At 74.2% G+C, this 23212-nt stretch carries 23 protein-coding genes and 1 pseudogene; 7 read left to right on the top strand and 17 right to left on the bottom strand.

Annotated features, from left to right (window positions below):
• Positions 1-41 precede the first annotated feature (41 nt).
• Together ACIBIW_RS31705 and ACIBIW_RS31700 are read right to left on the bottom strand one after the other, a co-directional pair.
• Positions 42-1994, bottom strand: a complete 1953-nt coding sequence (locus ACIBIW_RS31705; protein WP_399341126.1) for a LamG-like jellyroll fold domain-containing protein — start codon at positions 1992-1994, stop codon at positions 42-44.
• Between the two features lie 165 nt (positions 1995-2159).
• On the bottom strand, positions 2160-2498 hold the full coding sequence (locus tag ACIBIW_RS31700) for a DUF6010 family protein (protein ID WP_399341124.1): 339 nt from the start codon (positions 2496-2498) through the stop codon (positions 2160-2162).
• A gap of 86 nt (positions 2499-2584) precedes the next feature.
• Between ACIBIW_RS31700 and ACIBIW_RS31695 the strand changes: the two are divergent.
• Positions 2585-2707, top strand: a pseudogene (locus ACIBIW_RS31695) (AraC family transcriptional regulator); the annotation flags it as partial.
• On the opposite strand, the gene ACIBIW_RS31690 reads toward ACIBIW_RS31695, so the two are convergent.
• Complete coding sequence (locus ACIBIW_RS31690; RefSeq protein ID WP_399341122.1) at positions 2697-3035, bottom strand: nuclear transport factor 2 family protein; 339 nt, start codon at positions 3033-3035, stop codon at positions 2697-2699. The pseudogene ACIBIW_RS31695 and the gene ACIBIW_RS31690 sit on opposite strands and share 11 nt — an antisense overlap.
• A 46-nt stretch (positions 3036-3081) precedes the next feature.
• Here ACIBIW_RS31690 and ACIBIW_RS31685 point away from each other — a divergent pair, with 46 nt between their 5' ends.
• The gene (locus tag ACIBIW_RS31685; RefSeq protein ID WP_399341121.1) at positions 3082-3939 is read left to right on the top strand and encodes a MerR family transcriptional regulator; all 858 of its coding nucleotides are present in this window, start codon (positions 3082-3084) and stop codon (positions 3937-3939) included.
• 20 nt (positions 3940-3959) lie between these two features.
• On the opposite strand, the gene ACIBIW_RS31680 is transcribed toward ACIBIW_RS31685, so the two are convergent.
• Positions 3960-4985, bottom strand: coding sequence for an aldo/keto reductase (locus ACIBIW_RS31680; RefSeq protein ID WP_399341119.1), 1026 nt, complete (start codon positions 4983-4985; stop codon positions 3960-3962).
• A gap of 70 nt (positions 4986-5055) precedes the next feature.
• Here ACIBIW_RS31680 and ACIBIW_RS31675 point away from each other — a divergent pair, with 70 nt between their 5' ends.
• Complete coding sequence (locus ACIBIW_RS31675; RefSeq protein WP_399341118.1) at positions 5056-5982, top strand: AraC family transcriptional regulator; 927 nt, start codon at positions 5056-5058, stop codon at positions 5980-5982.
• Positions 5983-6044: 62 nt separating this feature from the next.
• Here ACIBIW_RS31675 and ACIBIW_RS31670 read toward each other — a convergent pair whose 3' ends face one another.
• Positions 6045-6920, bottom strand: coding sequence for a helix-turn-helix domain-containing protein (locus tag ACIBIW_RS31670; protein WP_399341115.1), 876 nt, complete (start codon positions 6918-6920; stop codon positions 6045-6047).
• 158 nt (positions 6921-7078) lie between these two features.
• On the opposite strand from ACIBIW_RS31670, the gene ACIBIW_RS31665 reads away from it, so the two are divergent.
• Positions 7079-8032 (top strand): aldo/keto reductase, encoded by a 954-nt coding sequence (locus ACIBIW_RS31665; protein ID WP_399341113.1) that lies wholly within the window; start codon positions 7079-7081, stop codon positions 8030-8032.
• Here the strand turns inward: ACIBIW_RS31665 and ACIBIW_RS31660 are convergent.
• Positions 8026-8664, bottom strand: coding sequence for a TetR/AcrR family transcriptional regulator (locus tag ACIBIW_RS31660; RefSeq protein ID WP_399341112.1), 639 nt, complete (start codon positions 8662-8664; stop codon positions 8026-8028). The genes ACIBIW_RS31665 and ACIBIW_RS31660 overlap by 7 nt on opposite strands.
• Positions 8665-8780: 116 nt before the next feature.
• Positions 8781-9221 carry a MarR family winged helix-turn-helix transcriptional regulator gene (locus ACIBIW_RS31655; RefSeq protein ID WP_399341332.1) on the bottom strand — a complete coding sequence of 147 codons (441 nt, stop codon included), beginning with the start codon at positions 9219-9221 and terminating at the stop codon, positions 8781-8783.
• A 253-nt stretch (positions 9222-9474) separates the two neighbouring features.
• Between ACIBIW_RS31655 and ACIBIW_RS31650 the strand changes: the two genes are divergently transcribed.
• Both ACIBIW_RS31650 and ACIBIW_RS31645 read left to right on the top strand, forming a co-directional pair.
• Entirely contained in the window at positions 9475-10926 is a 1452-nt protein-coding gene (locus ACIBIW_RS31650) for an MFS transporter (protein ID WP_399341110.1), read from the top strand.
• 85 nt (positions 10927-11011) lie between these two features.
• Positions 11012-11599 (top strand): hypothetical protein, encoded by a 588-nt coding sequence (locus ACIBIW_RS31645; RefSeq protein ID WP_399341108.1) that lies wholly within the window; start codon positions 11012-11014, stop codon positions 11597-11599.
• Between the two features lie 190 nt (positions 11600-11789).
• Here ACIBIW_RS31645 and ACIBIW_RS31640 read toward each other — a convergent pair whose 3' ends face one another.
• Positions 11790-13487 carry a serine/threonine-protein kinase gene (locus ACIBIW_RS31640; RefSeq protein ID WP_399341107.1) on the bottom strand — a complete coding sequence of 566 codons (1698 nt, stop codon included), beginning with the start codon at positions 13485-13487 and terminating at the stop codon, positions 11790-11792.
• A gap of 175 nt (positions 13488-13662) precedes the next feature.
• On the opposite strand from ACIBIW_RS31640, the gene ACIBIW_RS31635 reads away from it, so the two are divergent.
• Positions 13663-14175, top strand: coding sequence for a flavin reductase family protein (locus ACIBIW_RS31635; RefSeq protein WP_399341105.1), 513 nt, complete (start codon positions 13663-13665; stop codon positions 14173-14175).
• A 9-nt stretch (positions 14176-14184) separates the two neighbouring features.
• On the opposite strand, the gene ACIBIW_RS31630 is transcribed toward ACIBIW_RS31635, so the two are convergent.
• The 9 genes from ACIBIW_RS31630 to ACIBIW_RS31590 are packed head-to-tail and all read right to left on the bottom strand — an operon-like array spanning position 14185 to position 23081.
• On the bottom strand, positions 14185-15387 hold the full coding sequence (locus tag ACIBIW_RS31630) for a sensor histidine kinase (protein WP_399341104.1): 1203 nt from the start codon (positions 15385-15387) through the stop codon (positions 14185-14187).
• Positions 15371-16054 (bottom strand): ATP-binding cassette domain-containing protein, encoded by a 684-nt coding sequence (locus tag ACIBIW_RS31625; protein ID WP_399341102.1) that lies wholly within the window; start codon positions 16052-16054, stop codon positions 15371-15373. The genes ACIBIW_RS31630 and ACIBIW_RS31625 overlap by 17 nt, the downstream gene beginning before the upstream one ends.
• Positions 16035-16835 carry a response regulator transcription factor gene (locus tag ACIBIW_RS31620; RefSeq protein ID WP_399341100.1) on the bottom strand — a complete coding sequence of 267 codons (801 nt, stop codon included), beginning with the start codon at positions 16833-16835 and terminating at the stop codon, positions 16035-16037. The genes ACIBIW_RS31625 and ACIBIW_RS31620 overlap by 20 nt, the downstream gene beginning before the upstream one ends.
• 22 nt (positions 16836-16857) lie before the next feature.
• The gene (locus ACIBIW_RS31615; RefSeq protein WP_399341099.1) at positions 16858-17118 is read right to left on the bottom strand and encodes an acyl carrier protein; all 261 of its coding nucleotides are present in this window, start codon (positions 17116-17118) and stop codon (positions 16858-16860) included.
• Positions 17119-17158: 40 nt separating this feature from the next.
• A complete protein-coding gene (locus ACIBIW_RS31610; RefSeq protein ID WP_399341097.1) occupies positions 17159-18808 on the bottom strand; it encodes an FAD-dependent monooxygenase in 1650 nt (549 codons plus the stop codon).
• Positions 18801-20324: an amidase gene (locus ACIBIW_RS31605; RefSeq protein ID WP_399341096.1), complete on the bottom strand. Its 1524-nt coding sequence runs from the start codon at positions 20322-20324 to the stop codon at positions 18801-18803. Before ACIBIW_RS31605 ends, ACIBIW_RS31610 begins: the two co-directional genes overlap by 8 nt.
• The gene (locus tag ACIBIW_RS31600) at positions 20321-21802 is read right to left on the bottom strand and encodes an FAD-dependent monooxygenase (RefSeq protein WP_399341095.1); all 1482 of its coding nucleotides are present in this window, start codon (positions 21800-21802) and stop codon (positions 20321-20323) included. Before ACIBIW_RS31600 ends, ACIBIW_RS31605 begins: the two co-directional genes overlap by 4 nt.
• Positions 21799-22572 carry a cyclase family protein gene (locus ACIBIW_RS31595; protein ID WP_399341093.1) on the bottom strand — a complete coding sequence of 258 codons (774 nt, stop codon included), beginning with the start codon at positions 22570-22572 and terminating at the stop codon, positions 21799-21801. The genes ACIBIW_RS31600 and ACIBIW_RS31595 overlap by 4 nt, the downstream gene beginning before the upstream one ends.
• Complete coding sequence (locus ACIBIW_RS31590; protein ID WP_399341091.1) at positions 22569-23081, bottom strand: aromatase/cyclase; 513 nt, start codon at positions 23079-23081, stop codon at positions 22569-22571. Before ACIBIW_RS31590 ends, ACIBIW_RS31595 begins: the two co-directional genes overlap by 4 nt.
• Positions 23082-23212: the final 131 nt, after the last annotated feature.

Below are 23212 nucleotides of genomic sequence, written 5' to 3'. Positions count from 1 at the left end.
CGAGCGGCCCGGGGAAGAGGGTGTGTGCCGCGGCGCGGGTCCTACCTCGCGGTCAGGAACTCGTCGCCGCGCAGGGGGCGGTTCACGATACGGGTGTCGCCGACGCTGCCGTGGAAGACGATGTCGACGGCGTCGGCGTTCTCGTGGCCGCCGAACAGCCAGGGCCTGCCGAGCGTGGTGAGGCCGACCGACACCCGGTCGGGGTTGTCGACGACGGGGGCGCCCTCGACGTACAGCCTGGTGAACCGGCCGTCGTTGACCACGGCGAGGTGCCACCACCGGGACTCCACCAGGCCGTGGCCCCAGTTGGTCGTCGGGTAGGTGTCGTTCAGCGGGTAGTGGTTGAACTGCGGCTCGCGGCCGTTGTTCGAGATGGAGAGCTGGGCCAGCGGCTCGTCCGGGTCGGTGTTCCTGCCGTGCTTGCCCGCGGCGCCCGCGGAGCCGCGGCGGCTGAGGATCGACGCGAAGCCGTTGTCGGTGGCGTCCCAGTCGAGCGGCATCATGACGAACGTCTCGATGGTGTAGCCGCTCCTGAACGTCTCCGCGTTCAGCGGGGCCTTCGCGCCGGTGGTCAGATAGCTGCCGTGGAGCGGGTTCCTGCCGCCCGCGAACGTCAGGCTCGCGTGCCCCGGCTGGTCGGGGTGGTGGTCGTCGGACCAGGTCAGCGCGGAGGCGGCGGTGCCGGGGACGGTCACCACCGTCAGGTCGTTGCCGCTGCCCGACAGGTCGCGGACGGTGTCGCCCTCGGCGAGCGCGGTGCCTGGCGCGCCCTGCCCGTCGAAGCGCCAGTACGCCACCGTGCCCCTGACCAGCTCTCTCCTGGCGGGGCGTGCGGGCCTGGCGCCCACCGGGGCGAAGCCGGAGAAGCGCTTCTCGAAGTCGATGGGGAGGGAGAAGGTGTCGACGGGGCCGCTGATCCTGGAGAGTTCGGCGGCCAGCCCGCTGCGGGACTCCGGCTGCTGCGCCAGGACCCACGGGTTGAGCGTCTCGACGTCGATGGTGTCGCGGGCCAGGTCGAAGTGGTAGAGCCTGAGCATCCCGCCGCCGCCGAAGTACCGGTTCTGGTAGTTCGTCATGTGCAGGTACACGTCGTTGCCCGCGGCGTTCTTCCTGGTCGTGCGCCCGGGCGGCCAGTAGTGGCCGTTGAGGGTCAGGAAGACCTGGTCGTTGTGGTCGACCAGCTTGTCCCACACCGTCCGGCCGTAGTCGGCGAGCGCGGCGTTGTCCTCCGGGTCGCCCGACTCGTAGGGGAAGACGTTGTCGTCGTAGGTCGAGTGGACGAGGTCGTGGGTGGTGAGGATCACCGGGGTCCTCGGATGGGCCTTGATGACCTTGTCGGCCCAGGCGAAGCCCTGGTCGGTGGTGCGCCAGTCCAGGGCGAGCACCAGCCATGAGCGGCCTGCGGCCTGGAAGATGTGCGCGGTGTTGTAGCCGGTCGCGTCGGCACCGGCGAACGTCCGGGAGCGTCTGAACCGGTGCGGGCCCATGGTCCGCAGGTACGGCGAGTCGCCGCGGCTGTCGTCGCCGGTCACGTCGTGGTTGCCCGCCAGCACGCTGTACGCGACACCGTGCTTGTCCAGCAGGGTGAACGCCTTGTCGACCTGCCGGAACGACGACGGGTCGGCGTCCTGTGTCAGGTCGCCGAGGTGCGCCATGAACACGATGTTGTCGCCGCCGCCGGGTCCGCTGTGGTCGATGACGTAGCGGAACGACTCCTCCTGCGGCGTCCTGTTCACACTGTCCTGGCTGCCCCAGTACAGGTACTGGGTGTCCGGCATGACCGCGAGGGTGAACTGGAGGGCGGTGGCGTCGGGTCTCCAGGTGCCGCCGCCGCTCCTGGCGGCCTCGGCCGCGGACGCCGGGGCGGCACCGAGCACGGTGGCGCCGACACCTGCGGCCGCCGTCCCGGCACCGGCCAGTGCCGTGTTGCGCAGGAAGCCTCGGCGGCTGTGCCCGTCCGCATCCTGTGAGGGTATGTCACTGTCCGTGGACATAGGGGTCCTTCCAGGGTGGATACTTCAAACGCAACGAAGCTATGGAGAAGTAACCGAAGCCGGGCGGCCGTGAGATGACGAACGGAGATCAGCTTGCCGACCTGGCCCTGAGCACCGGCCGAACTGTGACCAGCAGCTCATCCGGGGTCGGCGGACAGTCACCGGCTACGCCCCCCGCTCCGCCGCCGCGCGCCCGGCGCCGCGTGGCCGCGGGCGCAGGGTGGGTCCGCGCCTGAGGCACCACGGCGCGATCACCGGGTCGCAGATGGCGCAGCCGAGCGAGGAGTGCTCCGCGGAGGGGATCAGCGGGCTGCCCTTGACGGCGTGCACCACGTCCCAGGCGGCGTGCAGCAGCCGGCCCACGCCGATGAACACCCAGGAGTCCAGGCCCCGGTAGGCGACACAGGTGCTCACCGCGGTGAAGGCGAACTCCCGGCCGCCCATGCCGCCGCCGCTGAGGTAGGCGGCGCCCGCGCCCGCCGCCATGAGGGCGGACCAGGTCATCCCGTTCGATCTCGGCACCCCGGTCGAGGTGTTAGGGCGGGTCACGCCGCCCGACGGCGGCCCCGGCCACCTGACGCGGGTCTGCGCGCCGCAGCGCCCGGGTCGGCTTCAGCTCACCCACCGCCTTCCGTGACCGGTCCAAACGCAGCACGGGCGTCAGCCCGCACGCCTACCGCCGCGCCTTCGGCGCCCCGGTGCTCAGGGGGTGATCTCCAGGCGGGTGACGAGGCCGTCGTCGTCGAGGGTGAAGACGTAGCGCAGGTCGACGGGGCTTCCGGGGAAGTTCCCCTCGATACGGTAGGTCGCGGTGAAGGTGCCCGACGCGGACGGCAGGAGCCCGAGGAACGAGCGGGTGTACCGGAACTCGCCGCCCGAGCGGGAGCGCCGCCGCCACTCCAGGATGGCCCCCTCACCGGTGTGGGACCTGCCCTCGTCGATGATGGTGGCTCCGGGGGCGAGGGCCGGGAGCACGTCCTCGGGCTCGCCGTCGGACGCGACGAGGTAGCGGACGGCCTGCATCGGTATCTGAACAGTCATACGGCCACCGTCAACCCTCCCCCGAGGGCAAGGTCAAGGAGAGCAGATGGCGTCGGGCATGGTGACGATCGGCGAGTTCGCCCGGATGACCCACCTGAGCGCGAAGGCGCTCCGCTTCTACCAGCGGGAGGGTGTCCTCGCCCCCGCCGACGTCGACCCGGCCAACGGCTACCGCCGCTACCGTCCCGAGCAGGCCGTCACGGCGCAGGTCATCCGGCGGCTGCGGGCGCTCGACATGTCCGTCGAGCAGATCAGGACCGTGCTCGCCGCGCCGTCGGCCGACGAGCGCAACCGGCTGGTCGCGGAGCATCTGGCCGCCATGGAGCGGCGGCTCGCACAGACCCGTGAGGCCGTCGACTCGCTGCGCGCGCTGCTCGGCGGGGAGCCGTGGGACATCCCCGTCGAGCACCGCTCGGTGGCCGCGTTCCCGGCGCTCGCCATCACGGCCGAGATCCCGGTCACGGACCTCGACGCCTGGTGGCCCGAGGCGTTCCGCGAGCTGGACACGGTGCTCCGCGGGGCCGACGGGCTCAGGGCCGCGGGACCCAGGGGCGGGCTCTACTCGACGGCGCTGTTCGCGGAGGGCCGCGGCGAGCTGACGGTGTACCGGCCCGTCGCGGCGTCGCAGCCGCGGCCGCCCGCGCCGCCGGGGCGCGCCGAGGTGCGGACCGTCCCGGCCGCCGAGCTGGCCGTGGCCGTCCACCGGGGCGAGGACATCGACATCGACCGGGTCTACGGGGCGCTCGGCGGGTATGTGTGTGAGCGGGCCATCGGTGTGCCGGGCCCGGTGCGGGAGACGTACCTCGACGCGGACACGGACTCCCCGACGGCGCACACCGTGACGGAGATCGGCTGGCCGATCTTCACCACGGCGCCCGCGCCGCCACCCGGCGCCCCCCGGTGACCGCGCGCGCCGGGGGGCGCTCAGGCCCCGGCGGGTGTGCGCTGCGGGTAGGCGCCGTCGAGGGCCCATTGCGGGTACCTCGCGCGCGGCTCGCTCACGGCGTCGAGTTCCGCGAGGTCCCGCGTGGTCAGTGCGAGGTCGGCCGCGCCGAGGTTGTCGCGGAGCTGGTCGGGGCGGCGGGCGCCCACGATGACGCTGGTGACGCCCGGCCTGGCGAGCGCCCAGGCCAGGGCGGTCTGCGCGGGGCTCGCCCCGTGGCGCTCGGCGACCGTGCGCAGTACGTCCAGGATGTCGTGGCCGCGCTCCAGGTCGACGGGCGGGTTGTCGAACCGGGCGCGCCGCGCGGTGGGGTCGGTGGCGCCCTCCCTGGTGAACTTGCCGGTGAGGAAGCCCCCGGCGAGCGGACTGTAGACCAGCAGGCCGAGGCCCGCGTCGCGCAGCAGGGGCAGCGTCTCGTGGTCGAGGTCGCGGCCGACGAGCGAGTAGTACGCCTGGAGCGACACGAACCTCTCCCGGCGCTCGCGCTCGGACACGCCGAGGGCCTTGGCGAGCTGCCAGGCGAACATGTTCGAGGCGCCGACGTAGCGCACCTTGCCCTGGCGTACGGCGTCGTCGAGCGTGGCCAGGGTCTCCTCGACCGGGGTGAGGTGGTCCCAGGCGTGCACCTGGTAGAGGTCGATGTGGTCGGTGCGCAGACGGCGCAGGCTGGCTTCCAGGGCCCGGGTCAGATGGACGCGGGAGAGGCCGACGTCGTTGGGGCCCGTACCGACGCGCGCGTACGCCTTCGTCGCGAGGAAGACGTCGTCGCGGCGGCCGCGCAGGATGCGCCCGAGGTATTCCTCGCAGTCGCCGCCCGCGTACATGTCGGCGGTGTCGACGAGGTTCACCCCGTGGTCGAGCGCGATGCCGACCAGTTCGTCGGCGGCGTCGTAGCCGAGCCCGCCGATACGGTCCCAGGTGTCCTTGCCCGCCCCCGCGAAGGTCATGGTGCCGAGTGCGACACGGGACACGAAAGATCCGGTGCTGCCGAGTTGTTGATACTGCACGGGTGGGTCCTTTCCGCGGCTCATCCGCTGTTTCCGCCCTCGACGTTACGGAAGGTATCCGGTGCCGACCATGAGTGATCGTCCCGAGTCCGTGCTGGATCGTCCGGAGGGCGCCGCGCTGGACGGTGTGCTGGCGATGGCCGCCGTGCGGCCCGCGGCCCCCGCCCAGCTCGCCGCCGGGGGCCGCTGGTCGGTGCGGTTCGACCGCCACCCGTACGCGAAGGTCATCACGGTGCTGTCCGGCTCGTGCTGGCTGCGCCCCGAGGGGCACGCCCCGGTGCGGCTCGCGGCGGGCGACTGCTTTCTCGCGGCGCGTGACTCCGGCTATGTCACGGCCAGTGACCTCGGTCTTTCCCCCGAGCCGAGCGGCCCGCTCTTCTCCCGCGCGGTCGATGGGGTGGCGACGGCGGGCGAGGCGCCCGAAACCCGGCTGCTCGGCGGCACCATCGACGCCGCGGACCCCGCCACCGCCGCCCTGCTCGAAGGGCTGGGACCGACCCGGGTCGACGACCCGTACACCGCCTCCGTGATCCAGTCGACGCTGCGGCTGCTGGCCGGTGAGCGCCGGGCGGAGCGGCCCGGCGGCGAGGCCATGGGGCTGCATCTGACGCGGGTGCTCCACCTCCAGTTGATGCGGCACCTGCTCGCCTCGGGCGACGGCGCGCCCCGGCTGCTCGCCGCCTTCCGCGACCCGGGGGTGGGCGCGGCGCTCGTCGCCGTGCACCGGGAGCCCGCGCGGGCCTGGACGGTCGCCGCGCTGGCCGCGGAGGCGTCGATGTCACGGACGGTGTTCGCGGCGCGCTTCAAGTCCCGGGTCGGGATGGCGCCCATGGAGTACGTGCTGCGGCGGCGGGTCGCCGGTGCCGCGTCCGACCTCGCGGCGGGGCGCACGGTGGCGGCGACGGCCGCGCGGTGGGGGTACGGCTCGGAGAGCGCGTTCAGCGCGGCGTTCAAGCGGGTGACCGGGCGCTCCCCCGCGAGCGTCCGCAGGGGCTGAGGCCGGGCGTCCGTCCTCGGGTAAGGTCCGGCGAACGCCGGGCTGCGGTGCGCCCCTGTACGTCACTCCTGGGTGGCGGCGTCGCGCCTGCCCGGGTCCGGGCCCGCGGCGGCCTCCCGGGTGACGCTGACGGCGATGCTGCCCAGCAGGTCGAGCGCCTGCGCCGAGGGGGTGCCGGGTTCCGCGTGGTAGACGACGAGGACCTGGTCGTCGGTGCCGGTGACGACGAGCTTCTGGCGGTCGAGTTCGAGGTCGCCGACCTCGGGGTGGTGCAGCAGCACCCGCCGGCCGGTCCTGCGGACGACGTCCTGGCGGGCCCAGAGGCGGCAGAAGCGCGCGCTCTTCACGGACAGCTCCCCGACGAGTTCGACCAGCCGCGGGTCGTCGGTCTCGGGGCCCGCGACCGCGCGCAGTTGGGCCACGGCGGCGGCGGTGGCCCGCTCCCAGTCGTCGTACAGCTCGCGCTCGCGTGGGTCGAGGAAGGCCGCGGCCAGCCGGTTGACTCCGGCCGCGAGGTTGGGCGACAGCGCCTCGGCCATGCGGTTGGCCGCCAGCACCGTCATGTGGCGGTCCTGGACGAACGCGGGCATCGGCAGCGCCCGCAGCAGCCGCCGGGTGCCGTCGGGGACCCGCTCGGCCCTGGGACCGCGCGGGCGCCGCGGCGGCGGGTGTACCAGGGAGTGCAGATAGGCGGTCTCGTCCGGGTCGAGCCGCAGCGCGGTGGCCAGGGCGTCGAGCACCTGGGACGAGGGGGTGCGGTCGCGGCCCTGTTCGAGGCGGAGGTAGTAGTCGGTGCTGATGCCCGCGGCAAGGGCGACCTCCTCGCGGCGCAGGCCCGGGGTGCGCCGCTGTCCGCGCGGGCGGAATCCCAGCTCCTCGGGCCGCGTCCGCTCGCGCCTGGCCCTGAGGAACCCGCCGAGGGCGTTCCCGGTCTCCATGCCCCCACGCTACGTCGCCGCCCGTGGGGTGTGACTGTCCCTGTCAGTCCCAGGAAGACCTCGGTACTGGCAGGCGTCCGCACCCGGCGCGAGCGTGGGGGCACGGCCCCGGACCGTCCGGGGCACGGGGCGCACGGCCCACCGGAGGAGAGATCACCATGGAACGGGTACGGCTCGGCGGGCTCACGGTCTCCGCCCAGGGGCTCGGCTGTATGGGCATGAGCGCGGTGTACGGCGCCGCCGACTGGGACGAGTCCGTGCGGACCGTACGGCGTGCCCTCGACCTGGGGGTGACGCTGATCGACACCGCGAACGCCTACGGCGCGGGGCACAACGAGGTCCTGGTGGGCCGGGCGGTCGCCGGCCGCCGCGACCGGGTGCAGCTCGCCACGAAGGTCGGCATGGACTTCTCCACGGGGCGCGGGAAGGTCGTCGTGCGCAACGACCCCGCGTACATCAAGGCCGCCGCGGACGCCTCGCTGCTGCGTCTCGGCACCGACCGCATCGACCTCTACTACCTGCACCGGGTCGAGCCGGACGTGCCGCTGGCGGAGTCCGTCGGCGCGCTCGCCGGGCTGGTCGCGGAGGGCAAGGTGCGGCACATCGGTCTCTCGGAGGTCACGGGCGAGCAGTTGCGGGCGGCGCACGCGGTGCATCCGGTCGCCGCGGTGCAGAGCGAGTACTCGCTGTGGACCCGTGACCCGGAGACCGTGGTCGTGGACGCGGCGCGGGAGCTGGGCGTGGGTCTGGTGGCCTACGCGCCGCTCGGGCGCGGCTTCCTGACGGGGACGGTCGACTCGGCGCGGCTCGCGGCCGACGACGGGCGGCGCCGGCTGGCGCGGTTCGCGCCGGACGCCGCGTCGGCCAACCGGGCGCTCGTGGACGAGGTGGCGCGGATCGCCGCGGCGGCCGGGGCCGCGCCCGCGCAGGTGGCGCTGGCGTGGGTGGCGGCGCGCGGCGCGCGGCTCGGGGTGCCGGTGGTGCCGATCCCCGGTACCAAGCGGCCCCGGTGGGTCGAGCAGAACGCCGCGGCGCTGGACGTCGTCCTCTCCCCCGAGGACCACGCGGCGCTCGACCGGCTGGCGTCCCGGGTCACCGGGGCCCGCTACTGACCGGCAGGGTCGTTTCCCGCGGGCGGCCGCGGGCCGGCTCCCCCGGGCACGTCGTCGACGCCCGACGCGGTGGCGACGGTGTCGAGGGCGGCCCGCAGCAGCGGTACGAGCCGCTCGGCGTCGGGCCCGGTGAGGGCGGAGTTGCGCAGGATGAAGCGGGACATGAGGATGCCGGAGCAGAAGGCGACGAGGAGCGCCGCACGCTCCACGGTGTCCTCGCCGGGGAGGGCTTCGCCCAGCCGCCGCTGGTAGTTGCGCTCGATGCTGCGGCGCATGATCTCGGCGGCGCGCGGGTTGGCCGCGGAGCGCAGGGTGAGCAGCAGGCCGCGCTCGGCGCGCTGGTCGGGGGCGGTCAGCAGCACCCTCGCCGCGTGCGCGTTCTCCTCGGGCGTCATCATCAGCGACTTCTCGTAGGCGATGTCCACGACCTGCGCGAACAGCCCTTCCTTGGAGCCGAAGTAGCGGCCGATCAGCCGGGCGTCGACGCCCGCGGCCCGTGCGATGTCCCGGGTGCCCGCGCCGTCGTAGCCGTGTTCGGTGAAAGCCTCCTGTGCCGCCGCCAGGATCGCTGCCTTCGTGGCCGCGGAGTCGCGGCGGCGAACCGGCTCGGCGGGCCGTTCGGATGAAGACATGAACGGCAGCTTAGTGCAGGTGAAGCGGGTGTGTCGCGCACGCCCGCGAGGCCGGCCCGCGCCGACGCCGCCGTGCGCGGCCGTATCCCGGTGGCCTGTCGGGTCCTGGGGCAGGCTCAGGCGTGGCGCCCGGCGCTCTCGGTGCGGGGCCACGGCATGCCGTGGAGGCGTTCGATGTCGGCGTTGAAGCGCCTGAGGTAGTCGGCGAAGGCGGTGACGTCCTCTTCCGGCCATTCGGCCATGATGTGGTCCAGGGCCGCGACGTTGCCGGTGCGCTCCTCCTCCAGGCGCCGTTCGCCCTCCTCGGTGATGCGGAACTTGCGGGCCATCCCGCCCTCGGGGTCGGGGATGCGCTCGACGAGGCCCGCGCGCATGGCCGCCGCGGTCTGCCGGTTCAGCGTGGAGGCGTCGAGCCCGAAGGCGTCGCCGAGCTGCCCGATCGACATGGGGCCCTGCATACGGATGCGGCTGAGCAGGACGTAGGCGCTGCGGTCCAGGACGCTGCCGGTGCGGCGGCCCCTGCCCTTGTGCAGATGCATGTAGCGGCTCAGCAGCATCTGTTCGAACTCGACCCGTTCCGTGCCCCTGTCCGCGGTGTTCACGTGCCCTCTCTTCCGTGCTGTGGCGCCGACCACCCCCTACCTCATCATATGTAGCCCACACGGTATGTGGTAGACACACTCGATGTGTAGTATGCACATGCACGCTGCCGAAGGCGGGGTGCCCAGTTCCCCGGTCCGCGGTGCGCGGTCGCCGGTTCGCAGTCCCCGTCGTCAGTTCACACCGAGTCCCCCAGAGGAGCCCCACACCATGGACGCCCCCCAGCCGACGGCCCGCTCAGGCGGTGTCGTCGCCACGCTCGCCCTGGCAGGCACCGTGGCCGCGGTCATGCAGACCCTGGTGACCCCGCTGATCGCGGAGCTGCCACGGCTCCTCGACACCTCGGCGTCGAACGCCGCCTGGGTGGTCACGGCCACGTTGCTCGTGGCCGGTGTGTGCGTGCCGGTCTCCGGCCGCCTCGGGGACCTGCTGGGCAAGCGGCGCATGCTGCTGGTCTGCGCGGTGCCGCTGGTGGTCGGTTCGGTGATCTGCGCGCTCGCCTCGGACGTCGTCACGATGATCGTCGGACGGGGGCTCCAGGGCATGGGGATGGGCATGGTGCCGCTCGGCATCGCGCTGCTGCGTGACGTCGTGCCGACGGAGCGGCTGAGCAGCTCCATAGCCCTGGTCAGTGCCTCCATGGGCATCGGCGGCGCCATCGGCCTCCCGCTGGCCGCCGCCGTCGCGCAGTACGCGAACTGGCGGGCGCTGTTCTGGGGTTCCGCCGGTCTCGCCCTCGCCGTCGGCCTGCTGATCTTCTTCCTGGTTCCCGAGGTGCCGACCGGCGCGAAGGGGCAGCGCTTCGACGCGCCGGGCGCCGTCGGCCTCGCCATCGGCCTGGTCTCGCTGCTGCTGGCGATCTCCAAGGGCGCCGACTGGGGCTGGGGTTCCGGCACCACCCTCGGCCTGTTCGGGCTCGCCGTGGTGGCGCTGCTGGTGTGGGGGCGGTACGAACTGCGCACCCGTGAGCCCCTGGTGGACCTGCGCACCACGGCCCGCCCCCGGGTGCTGTTCACCAACGCGTCCTCGGTGCTGATCGGCGTCGGCATGTACTCCTTCATGCTGATCGCGCCGCAACTGCTCCAGCTCCCCGGGGCCACCGGCTACGGGCTCGGGCAGTCGATGCTTGCTGCGGGCCTCTACCTGGCGCCCGGCGGCGTGATGATGATGATCCTCTCCCCCTTCGGCGGGAAGCTGATCAACGCACGGGGGCCGAAGTTCACCCTGATCTGCGGGGCCGTGGTGATCGCCTGCGGTTACGCGCTCGCACTGCCGCTGATGGGCACCGCCTGGGGCCTGATGGCGGTCGGCATCGTCATCAACAGCGGTGTCGCGCTCGCGTACGGCGCCATGCCCGCCCTGGTGATGAGCGCGGTGCCGCTCTCCGAGACCGCGGCGGCCAACGGCTTCAACTCCCTGATGCGCTCGCTCGGCACGACGATCGGGTCCGCGGTCGTCGGTGTCGTCCTGGCGCAGATGACCGTCACCCTGGGCGGCCACACCCTCGCCTCCGAGAACGGCTTCCGCACGGGCCTGCTCATCGGCTGCGGCGTCGCCCTCGCGTCCGCCGCCGTCGCCCTGCTGATCCCCGCGCCGCGCACGGACGCCGCGAGCGGCACGCAGGACGGCGCCCCCGCCGACGAGGAGCCCGTACGGGCCTGACCGCTACGCTGCTGCCGCGGCCGACGTCGGGTCCCGGCGCGCCACAGGGGCGGGCAGCGCCCGTACGGCCGCCCGAGGAGGGCGAATGAGCGAGTCACCGGCACCGCGGACCCCGGCAGGGCCCTCGGCCCCCGAGGCGGGCGGCGAGGACCATCTGCCGTACTACTGGGTCCAGTTGGAGAGCGTGGAGGAGGGCATCAGGAGGAAGACCGGCGTGCGGGCGGCCTCGCTCGAAGAGGCGCTGGTGAAGGTGCGCGACCCGGAGCACTGGCGGCCGCGCGAGGGGCCCGGCGCCGACCCGGGCAGGTTCCGGGTGGTGGAGGTGAGCGAGGAGAGCGCCACCAGCGAGGCCAGGCACCGCAGGAACGCGCGCCGGCGCCACCTCAACACCGTGGTGGAGAACGGGCTGACGACGCTGGGCAAGAGCGTCCCCGACCACGAAGGCGACGCGTTCTCCGACGTGCTGTGCGACTTCTTCAGCCGTGCCGTCGTCTGGCCCGGGGACATCCCGTTCCCCTGGGGGAACGCGGCGGCGGAAGAGGCCGGGCGGCTGTTGAAGCCCAACGACCCGGCGAGCGTCATGGCCCAACTCCTCGCCGCGCACCTCGCCCACCACGGCCTGCGGGTGGCTCCCGCCCCGGAGCCGCCCCGTCCGCGGTCGGAGCCTCGCTGACGGCGAACGCCCTCGTCGCCGTCAAGGCACGGCCGTACGCGCGGGCGCTGGTCGGGTGCCCGAGATCAGGTGAACGGCGGTGCGACGCCGACCCGCTGTCCCGCGGGAGGTGAGAAGTAACCGTCGTCCTCGCACCGGGCACCCGGCGCCTGTGCCCCACTGTACGCCGGGGGTGCGGCGGGGGCGGGTGTCAGGTGGGCAGCCACTGGGTGGCCTGGACGGAGAACTCCCGCAGGTCGTCCTGGTCGGGGCGGGGCCTGTCCTTGGTGAACCAGAGCAGCACGAGCGTCTGGTTGCGGCCGAGGACGCACAGGCCCATGCCGGAGTGGAGCACCTTGCGGCTCTGGATCTGCCCGACGGTGACGGTGCTGTCCAGCTTCTTGGAGGTGGCCGCCTTCCGGCAGTCGGCCGCGGATATCGCGTGCTTGTCGACGACGCCCCAACTGCCGCGCCCTTCGAGGAGTTGGAAGCCGCTCTGCGGCCCGGCCCCCGAGGTGCCGAGGCCGTCGGAGCAGTCGGCGTAGCGCAGGGTGTACGAGGTGGGGATGTCGTCGGCGGTCTTGTCCGACTGCCCGGCGTGCACCTTGAGGGTGTTCAGGTCGACGAAGACGGTCGACTTGAACAGGGCGCCGTCCCCGTTCACACACTGCCCGGAGCCGTACTCCTGGTAGTTGGACTGCTTGTCGAAGACAGGGGCGGGGATCGTCAGGGGGACGTCCGTCCTCTGGGCCCGCCACCCCGGCGAGTCGGACGGCCCGTCGTCGCCGCCCAGTTGGACGGCGATCACGGCCCCCGCCACGATCACCGCCACCGCGAGGACCGCGGCCACGGCCTTCGTCCGGCGGCGGGGGCCGCCGAGCAGCGCGGTCGCGAACCGCCGCCCCGCACCTGGCCCGCCGCCGTCGGGCCCGCTCTCGGCGGGGACCGTGACGGGCGGCGCGGGAGGTGCGGGCGGCGCGGGGGCCGTGCCGTCGGGGACGGTCGGCGGCGGGAGGAGGACGTGGGTGAGGCGGGCCACGTCGTCGGCCACACCGGCGGGCAGCCACCACCCCTCGCCGCGCGCGAGCGCGATGCCGTCGGCCGCCGCGATCCTGTGGCACTCGTCGATGACCTCCGCGAGCCCCGGCCGCCGCTCCGGCTCCTTCGTCAGGCACCGAGCGACCAGCGGGCGCAGCGCCTCGGGGCAGGCCGCGAGGTCCGGCTCCTGGGACACGATCCGGTACAGCAGGGCGTGCCCGTCGCCCTCGCCGAACGGATGCCCGCCGGTCGCCGCGAAGTGTGCGACGAGGCCCAGCGCGAAGACGTCGAGCGCGGGCCCCGCCTCGGTGCCGACGGCCTGCTCGGGCGCCATGTACGCGGGTGTGCCGAGGCGTACGCCGGTGCCGGTCAGGGCGGTCGCGTCGGTGGCGCGCGCGATGCCGAAGTCGATGACGCGGGGCCCGTCGTCGGCGAGCAGCACATTGGACGGCTTCAGGTCGCGGTGCACGATGCCGGCCCCGTGCACGGACTGAAGCGCCTCGGCGACCCCGGCCACCAGCAGCAGGACGGTGCGGGGCGGCAGCGGCCCGTGCTCCTCGACCGCGCTCGCCAGCGAAGGACCGGCGACATAGGCGCTGGCCAGCCAGGGCCGGGGCCCCTCGACGCTGCTGTCGAGCACCGCCGCGGTGTACGCGCCCTGCACCCGCCGCGCCGCCTCGACCTCCCGGACGAAGCGCCGTACGAACTCGGCGTTGCGCCCGAACTCCCGCCGTATCACCTTCAGCGCCACCGGCTGGCCGCCCCGGGTGTGCGAGAGGTACACGCTCCCCATGCCGCCCTCGCCGAGCCTGCCACGCAGCACGTAGCCGGAGATTTCCACGGGGTCGTCAGGACCCAACGCCTCGGTCATCCTTGCGCCTCTGTCCCCCGCGTTGCCGTCGCGAACGAGCCGTCAGGCTAGTGACAAGAACGCCACGTGTGAAGCCGGGGCCCCCGCCCCCGGGCCCCGTACCCCTCCAGCCGCCCTCCACCGCCGCTCCAGGGCCGCTCGGGCACGCTGGAGCGGACGGAAACAGGGGGCGGATATGCCAGTGAGCGCCGGACGGTTCCGCGCGGTGTTCGGTTCTTTCCCGACCGCGGTCTCGATCGTCACCACCGTGGGGCCCGGCGGCGAGCCGCAGGGCTTCACCTGCAACGCCGTCTCCGCGGTGTCGGCCGACCCGCCGCTGCTGCTGGTGTGCGCCGACAAGCGCTCGCGCACCCTGGCCGCGCTACTGGCGTCCGGGGTCTTCGTGCTGAACGTGCTGGCGGACGGCGGGCAGGAGACGGCGCTGCGCTTCGCGGGCAAGGGGGAGCGCAAGTTCGCCGGGCTGCGGTGGCGCCCCTCCGCCGCGGCGGGCGGCGCCCCCGTCCTGCTCGACGGGGTGCTCACGGCGGCCGAGTGCCTCGTCGTCGACCGTCTTGAGGCGGGCGACCACTGGGTCCTCATCGGCAGCGTGGAGGCGGCGGACGTGCTCGACCGGGTGCCGGTCCTGCACCACAGGGGCGTCTTCGCACCGTGGGGCGTGCGCGCCCGCGTGGCCGGCGGCGCGCCCTGAGGGCCGCCGTCACCCGTCGGGCGCCTGAGGGCGCCGCCGCGGCAGTCTGACATCGAAGCGGGCGCCGCGGCCCGGTCCCGGCGACGACGCCGTGATGTCGCCGCCGTGGCCGTTGGCGATGCCGCGGGCGATGGTGAGACCGATGCCGCTGCCGCTCGCGGGCGCGCCGCGCCTCGGGTGGTCGATCCGCTCGAAGCGGGCGAAGATCCGCTCCAGGTCCTCGGCGTCGAGCCCCACGCCGTCGTCCTCGACGGAGATCAGCACCTCGTCGCGCCCCGCCAGGACCTCGGCCGTGACCAGGCCGCCGGGCCCCGAGGCGACCAGCGCGTTGCCCAGCAGATTGGTGACCACCTGCGCGACACGGTCCGGGTCGATGTGCGCGAAGGCCGGGATGCGGGAGGGGGCGAGCAGGGCGACGCCCGCGTCGGCGAAGCGCGGGCGCAGCCGCTCCACGGTGCGCCGTACGACCTCGCAGACGTCGGCGCGCTCCCGGCGCAGCGCGAAGCCGCCCTCCTCGATCCTGGAGAGCTGGGACAGGTCCTCGGCCAGCCGGTGCAGCCGGTCCAGGTCCTCCGAGAGCGAGGCGAGCATCGGCTCGTCGGGGGCGAACACCCCGTCCGCTATGCCGTCGATCTGACCGCGCAGCGTGGCCAGCGGGGTGCGCATCTCGTGGGCCACCTCCGACACCAGGCGGGCCCTGCGGCGCTCGGTGTCGGCGAGCGCGGCGGCGAGATGGTTCACGTCCCGCACCAGCACCGCGAGCCCCGGCTCCCCCGGCACGTCGAGCAGTTCCCCGTACTTGCCCGCGGCCAGTCTGCGGGCCGCGGCCCTGATCCGGTCGAGCGGGCTGAGCAGCACCTTGGACAGCGCGAGAGCGAGGAGGACCGCGGCGGCGAGGCCCACGGCCATGGCGAGCAGCAGCGAGTCGCCGAGCACGTCGAGGACGGAGTACGAGACGTTGCGGGCGTGCGCGCCCTCGTAGCCCCACATGGCGCGTTCGAACCCCCTGGGGGCGCGCAGCCTGGCGGCCACCGACATCACGGCGAGGGCGATGACCAGGACCGCCACATGGGAGAGCACGAGCCGGGCGCGCAGCCCCGTCGCGGCGAGGCGCCGCCGCAGGCGCCCCGCGCCGCGCGGACGCCCCGCCGCGCGCGAGCGCGGCGGGCCGCCGCCTGGCCCGGGGCCTTCCGCGTCAGGGGGCCGCGCCACGGTCTCTCCCGAGGCTCAGCACCCGTTCCCTGACGCCGTCCTCCGTGGGGTCCTCAAGGGTGGCGACGACCCGGCCCGCGTCCAGGAAGACCACGCGGTGCGCGTGCGAGGCGACCCGCGGGTCGTGCGTGACCGCCACCACGGTCGCGCACAGCCCCTCGGCGGTGGCGAGGAGGAACGCCAGCGCGTCGGTGTCGACGGCGCGCTCGGCACGGCACGCGGGCTCGTCGACGAATACGACGTCAGGTCCTGGGCCTGGCCTGCCGCCCGCGCGCACCACGGCGCGGGTGCCCGCGAGGTTCTTGGGCGGCAGCGGCTGCCCGGCCGGGGGCGCGAGGAGGCTGGGGGCCTGGAACAGGAACCCGACGCGGCGGCGGCGCAGCAACACGCGCTCCCGGTCGTCGAGTTCGCCGAGGTTGGTGTCCCCGATGTACACCCGGCCCGCGGTGAGCCGCTCCATCCCCGAGGCGCAGCGCACCAGCGTGGACTTGCCAGAACCCGGGGGGCCCATCAGGGCGGTGAGGGAGCCGGCCGGGAAGTCGACGGTGACCCCGTCGAGGACGCGTACCTCGGCGCCGCCCGTCCAGTAGCTCTTGGTACCGCGGACGACCGACGCGGTCACACCGGCGGGCACGGGAGGAGTCTCTTCAGCGGCGATCGCAGTCATGGCCTTCATGACACCGCCCCCCTGTGAGTCCCGCGCCGCGCCGGTCATGAAGGTTCGATGAAGCGGGGCGGGCGAGGAAGCGGTAGCCGACGGCGCGCACCGTGCCGATGAACCGCGGCGCCGCCGCGTCGTCGTCGAGGGCGCGGCGCAGGGTGCGGATGTGCACGTCCACCACCCGCTCGTCGCCGAAGGCGCTCTGGCCCCAGACGTGGTCGAGCAGCCGTCGGCGGGTGAACACGTGCCCGGGGGCGCGGGCCATGGCGAGCAGCAGGTCGAAGTCGAGCGCGGTCAGCTCGGCCTGCCGGTCGCCGGGGCCCACGACGACCCGGCGGGCGGCCGGTTCGATGGCCAGGCCCTCGAAGCGCAACGAGGTGTCGGGCGGCCCCGGTTCGCCCGCGGCGCTGGTGCGGCGCAGTACCGCCCTGGCCCGTAACGCCAGTTCGCGGGCGCTGAACGGCTTGGTGACGTAGTCGTCGGTGCCCGCCGTGAAGCCGATCAGGCGGTCGACCTCCTCGGCACGCGCCGTCAGCAGGATGACCGGGGTGGTGCCGACCGCGCGCATCCGCCGCAGTACCTCGTATCCGTCGAGGCCCGGCAGCATCACGTCGAGGATGACCAGGTCAGGACGGTCACAGGTGGCCGCGCGCAGCCCCGAGGGGCCGTCCGCGGCCTCCACGACGTCGAATCCGTCCGCCTCCAGATAGCCGCGGACGACCATGCGGATCTTCGGCTCGTCGTCGACGACGAGCACTCTCGGGCCGTGTGCCCTGCCCTGTGCCACGGTCCCCTCAACTCCCCTCCGGTCAGGCCGTCTGCTTCGCCGCCGCGGCCGCCAGGGCGTCCAGTACGGCGCGCGGGGTGGCGGCGCCGGTGAAGTCCTCGTCGGGCACGGTGATGCCGTACTCGCTGGTGATCCGGGCGGATGTCTCCATCAGGGCCAGGGAGTCGTACCCCAGGTCCCCGAAGGTGGTGTCGAGGATGTCCTCGGACAGGTCGACCGCCTCGTCCTCGCCCGCGCACTCCGCGAGGAGCCTGCGCAGGTCGTCTATGGTCACGGGATTCACGCGCGTTCCCTTCCCCAAGTCAGTTCCGTGGTGTCGTTCTTCACCGGTCGCCGAACCAGGCGCCGAGCGCGTCGGCGAGCAGGTCCGCGTCCAGGGGCGCGGCGGCCGGAAGCGCCCAGGCGACGCAGCCGTCGGGGCGCAGCAGCAGGGCGTCGAGTCCTTCGGTCTCGTGCCCCTCCGCGGCCGCGGTCACCGTGCGCACCCGCGCGGACCAGGGCTCGGCCGTCGCGCGCACCTCGGCGCGCCCCGCCAGGTCGAGCAGTACGCCGCAGCCGCCGCCCCACAGCTCGGAGAGCCGGGTCGCCCCCGCGGGCCCCGACAGCTTCATGTCGGCGCAGAGGGTGCCGACCAGGGCGTGGCCGCCGCCGAGTGCGTAGCGCACGTCCATACCGGCCATCATGTCCGCGATACCGCGGTGGACCTCGTCGATACCGAGAAGCCCGTCGAACATCTCCCTGAGGGCCCTGGTCTGCGGGTCGGGCCGCATCAGGGCGATCTGCGCCCTGGTGTTCGCCAGGAGCCGCGCGGCGACGGGGTGGCGCTCGGCGGTGTAGCTGTCCAGGAGGTGGTGCGGGGCGCGCCGGCCGACCTGCGCCGCGAGCTTCCAGCCCAGGTTCGCGGCGTCCACGAGGCCGACGTTGAGGCCCTGCCCGCCGACGGGCGCGTAGACGTGGGCGGCGTCCCCGGCGAGCAGCACCCGGCCGATCCGGTACGCGGACGCCTGGCGTGCGGTGTCGATCCAGCGCGCCCCCGAGGACATCCGGGTGAGGGTGACGTCGGTGCCGCTCACCCGCCTGATGCTGTCCTGGAGTTCGGACAGCGTCAGCTCCCCCGCGCCGTCGGGCGGGGGTCCGTCGAACTCGACGGTGGAGAGGCGGTTGAGCCCGAGGCCGTGGACGTAGAGGCCGACCGGGGTGGCGTGGAAGCCGGGGGCGAGCTTCTCCGCGTCGGCCATCTCCACCACGGCCATCCGCCCGGTCACGGTGGCGCTCGTGCCCGGGAAGTCGAAGCCGGCCAGCCGCCGTACGGTGCTGTCGGCGCCGTCGCAGCCCACCAGGTACTGGGTGGGCACGGTGTAGCGCCCGCCGGGGCCGCCCGGTTCCCCACGATCCTGCGTGCCCGCCGGGTCCTCGCCGCCCCCGGGGCCCCGGACGTCGATCACGACCCGCTCCTCGTCCTGGCGGACTCCGGTGACCGTGTGCCCGTGGCGCAGTTCGGCGCCGAGTTCCCGGGCGCGGCGGCGGAGGATGTCCTCAAGGACCGGCTGCTCCACGCGGACCCTGCGGCGGTCCGGGTCGGTGCGGCGGGTGGGGTCGATGCGTTCGAGACCGGCGAAGTGCTCCTTGGGCGCCTTGCGGGTCGCGGGCCCGCCGGGTGTGCCGCCTTGTGCGGCCTGCGTTTTGGCCTCCCAGTCGGCGAACATCCGGGCGTACTCGGCGAGCGTGTCCTGCTCGGCGGTCAGCAGCGCCTCCCGCAGGCCGAGACGCTCCAGCGCCTCGAAGGCGAGCGGCCCCATCGAACCGGCCCTGGGCAGCGGGTAGGGGCTCGTGCGCTGTTCGAGCACCAGCACCCCGGTCCCCGCCCTGCGCAGTTCACAGGCCAGCATCAGGCCGACGGGGCCGCCGCCGACCACCACCACGGGGTGGCCGCCGCCCGGCCCCTGTCCCCCGTCGTACGTCCGCTCAGACATGTGCGTCCCTCTCCGTCTCCCGAGTCCGGGTCTCCTGGGTCCGGCCCGCTGACGTCATGGCGGGCGGGGGCCGGAAACCGCCCGTGAGCTGTGCCACCAGGTGTGCGAACCGGACGACGGTCCGGTCCTCAAGGCGTGGTCCCACGATCTGGAGCCCCACGGGAAGCCCCTCGTGGGTGGTGCCCACGGGCACCGAGGCGGCGGGCAGCGCCGCGGCCGTCGCGGGGCTCGTCCACCGGATCAGGTCCCAGTACGGGCGCGGCCTGCCGTCCACCGTGAGAAAGCGGGCGGACAGGTCGGGGTTCTGGTCGTGCGGGGTCGCGGGCACCGGGGCGACGGGGCAGAGCAGCACGTCGTGGTCGCGGAAGAACTCCGCCCAGCGGTGCCGCTGCGCGGCGCGCTCCTCGTCGGCGGCGAGCCAGTCGCGGTGCGACTGGGTGGCGGCGCGGAGCATGGCGGCGCGCGGCGAGGCGTCGTCGGGCGACAGCCCCGCGGCGAGCCGGACGTTCCGGTCGTACACCGCGCGCGGGACGCCGGAGGCGACCGCCCCCTGGAGCAGCCGCTCGTAGAGCCGGTCGTGCGCCGCGCGGTCGAGCGGGCGGGTCTCGGACAGCCGCGCCCCGGCCGCCCGCAGCGCCTCGACGGCGGCCCCGAGGACCGCGGCGACCTGTCCGTCGACGGGGCAGTCGGGGTCGTCGAGCCACAGCGCGACGCGGAAGTCCCGGACCTCGCGGCCGCGTGCGGCGGGCAGGTCGAGCCGCCAGGCGACGGCCTGGTCCGCGGTGGGGCCCGCAAGCACGTCGAGGGCGAGCCCGAGGTCCCTGGCGTCGCGGCCGAGCGGCGCGGGCGTGACCATGTCGTTGGAGGTAGGGGAGCCGGGCGCGCGCGGGATGTTGCCCCGGGCCGGTACGAGCCCGTGCGAGGGCCGCAGCGCGAAGACACCGCAGCAGTGCGCCGGGTAGCGCGCGGACCCGGAGAGTTCACCGGCGAGTTCGAGGCCGGTGAGCCCCGCGGCGAGCGCCGCGGCGGCGCCGCCCGAGGAGCCGCCGGGCGCGCGCCCGGTGTCCCAGGGGTTGTTCGTGGTGCCGAAGACCGGGTTGAACGTCTGCGCGTCGGCGGCGTAGGTGGACGTGTTGGTCTTCCCGAACACCACGGCCCCTGCGGCGCGCAGCCGGGCGACCGCCTCCGCGTCCCGCTCCGGGACGTGCGACGCCAGCTCCGCCGCGCCCGAGGTGGTGCGCACGCCCGCGGTCTCCAGGGTGTCCTTCACGGTCATCGGCAGCCCGTGCAGCGGCCCGGTGGCGTCGCCGCGGGCGGTGGCCTCGTCGGCGGCGGCCGCCCGGGCGCGTGCGCGGTCGGTGTCCAGGGTGACGACGGCGCCCAGGGCGGGGTCGAGCCGGTCGATCCTGGCCAGGTAGAGGTCGAGGAGTTCACGGCTCGACACCTCGCGCCGCCGCAGCGCCGCCACCAGGTCGGTGGCCGGGGCGAACGCGAGCGCGTCCTCGTCGGGGATCACCGCGCCGCTCCCCCGTGGGACGGCTCGCCGAACCAGCGGCGCAGCGCGCCGTCGAGGCCGTCGGCGCCGCTGCCGGTGCCGCCCACCCAGGCGATGTGCCCGTCGGGGCGCACGAGCAGCGCGGGCACCCCGCCCAGCACCTCGGCGTCGTCGAGCACGGCCGCCCTGACGGTGTCCACGCGGCCTCGCCAGCGGCGCGCCGGGTCGGCGGCGCCGCCGTCGAGGACGAGCAGCACGCCGCGCGCCCGGCGCAGCAGCCGTGTCGTGGTGGTCGGGCCGGTGTCCGTGGCGAGGCGGCGGTGCGGCAGCCGCACGCCGAGCAGGGGGTGGTCGCCCTCGTGGGTGCCGTAGCGCACGCCGACCCCGCTGAGCTGTTCCGACAGGGTGGCGTTCACCTCGTCGAGGGCGAGGAGTTCGGTGAAGAGGGTGCGCAGTGCCTCGGCGTTCTCGCCCGCCGCCATCAGCTCGTTCTGCACGCGTGCGTTGAGGATGACGCGGGCGGCGGCGGGGTGCCGCTCGTCGTGGTAGCTGTCCAGCAGTCCTGGGGGCGCCCAGCCCGCGGTCTGCGCGGCGAGCTTCCACCCCAGGTTGACCGCGTCGTGCAGGGCGCAGGTGAGCAACTGCCCCCCGGCGGGCGGTACGACGTGTGCCGCGTCGCCCGCGAGCAGGACGCGTCCCGCGCGCAGCCGCTCGGCGAGGCGGGTGGTGTTGCCGTGCCTGCCGACCCAGTGCGCGGTGGCCCCGCCCAGGTCGATGCCGGCGACCCGCAGGGCCGCCTCCCGGATCTCGGCGAAGTCGGGCGGCGCCGCGCCCCTGACGGGCGGCCGGTCGAAGGCGTAGACGACGATCCTGGAGATCTCCGGGGTGACGGGGAAGACCGCCCACAGGCCGCGCTCGCCGCGCTCGAAGAACTTGAACGAGAGGTCGGCGCCCGACACGTCGGCCATGAGGGCGTCCACGGTGGACGGGGTACCGGGGTAGCCGATGCCCGCGGCCCTGCGGACCGCGCTGCGGCTGCCGTCGCAGCCCACCAGGTAGGCGGCGGTGACCCGGCTCTCGCCATCGGGGCCGCGTACCGTGAGGTCCACCTGGTCCGGTGTCTGGGTGAAGCCGAGCACCTCGTGGCCGTACCGGACACGGGCGCCCAACTCCTGTGCCCAGGCGCAGAGTTCGCGTTCGGTACGGCTCTGCGGGACCAGCATGGCGCCGTGCGGGCTGTCCAGGCGACCGAAGTCGAGCGGCTGCGGCAGCGCCCCGTAGTGGGCGCCGGTGATGACGCGCAGGTCGGCGAAGCGGTCGAGGATGCCCCGCTGGTCGAACAGTTCGAGGGCCCGGGGGTTGAGCCCGAGCGCGCGGGACTGCCCGGTGGGTCCCGGGAGCCGGTCGAGCACCAGTACGTCGGCCCCGGCGAGCCGCAGTTCTGCGGCGAGCATGAGGCCGGTGGGGCCCGCCCCTGCTATGACGACGTCGGCGTTCATCTCGCCGCCCCCTCGCCGTCCGTGCCGTCCAGGACGGCGACGACCCGGGTCCATCCCGCGCCCGCCCCGGCGACCGCCACCGGGAAGCAGCTCACCTCGAAGCCGGTGGCGCCGGGCAGCGCCGCGAGGTTGGTCAGCTTCTCCAGTTGGAGGTACTCCTGGGTGCGGCCGTAGACGTGGGAGGGCCACAGGCAGCCCTTGTCGCCGGTGCGCCGGTACTCGTCGATCATCGCGGCGGCGGGCCGGTCGAGGCCCCACGCGTCGATCCCGATGACGCGCACCCCGGACTCCACGAGGAACGCCGTGCCCTTGCCGGTCAGCCCCGGAAAGCGGCTGAGGTAGTCGCGGCTGCCCCAGTGCTGGTCGGCGCCCGTCCACAGCAGCACGATGTCGCCCGGTGCGAGGGTGTGCCCTGCCGCGTCGAGGGCGTGTGTCAGATGGTCGACGGTGATGCCGTCGCCCTCGGGCACGTGCCGCACGTCGAGGCGGACCCCGGGCCCGTAGCACCAGTCGAGCGGCACCTCGTCGATCGGCTTGGCGGGGCGGCCGCCGCTGGTGGGGCCGTAGTGCAGCGGGGCGTCCATGTGAGTGCCGGTGTGTGTGGTGAGGGTGACGGTCTCGTTGGAGATCGCCATGCCGTCGGGGAAGTCGTCGGGGGTGAGGCCGAGCACGGTGGCGCCGGTGCGGTGGTCGAGCAGGTCGACCGTGACCGGGGTGGCCTCGCTCGGGGTGTCGCGGGTGGCGAAGCTCAGGTCGAGGAAGCGCCTCATCGGACGCCTCCCCGCTCGCCGTGGCGCAGCTCGGCCTGGTCGCGTACGGCGTTCAGGTCGGCGACGCTGTTGCGTTCGACGGCCGCCTCCAGCGTTCTGCGGGCCTCGTCGGGGGTGAGCCGCCCGGCGACGAGTCCGTCGACCGGCTCCCGGGGGACGAAGTCGTGGGTGAGCACGAGCTGGGTGCGGTCCTCGGCCAGCGGCAGGGCGCGCCACTCGCCGCCCATGCTGCCGACGATGGGGGCGGTCTCCAACTGGCGGTAGGCGATGACCCGGCGCTCCTCGTCCAGGTCGCGCCGGGAGGTCCAGGAGGTGGTCTCGCCCGCGACGTCCACGTGCAGCCTGGCCACCTCGTAGCCGGGGCCGCGCTCGATGACCTCGGCCTTCTGGGTGGGCGGGAAGATGTCCGCGTACCCCTCGACGTCGGCGAGCACCTCCCAGACGATCGCGGCCGGTGCGTTCACGGTGACGGTGTGCTCGACGTGCGTGGTGTGCTCGACGTGTTTCACGGTGCCTCTCCTTCGGGTGGGCGGCGGTCGGGGGGGCTAGGTCGTGTCGTTTGGATCTTCGTGGACCAGGGTGCGGCGTCAGATGCTCCCCCACTGCCCCGAAGGGCGTGGGAGGTGCCCCCACCATCGCA

Origin of the sequence: Streptomyces sp. NPDC050560 (genome assembly GCF_044457285.1) — a bacterium.
In the GTDB taxonomy this organism is placed as follows: Bacteria; Actinomycetota; Actinomycetes; order Streptomycetales; family Streptomycetaceae; genus Streptomyces.
The sequence above is the reverse complement of the archived record's forward strand: the minus strand, read 5'-3'. Positions and strand labels throughout refer to the sequence as shown.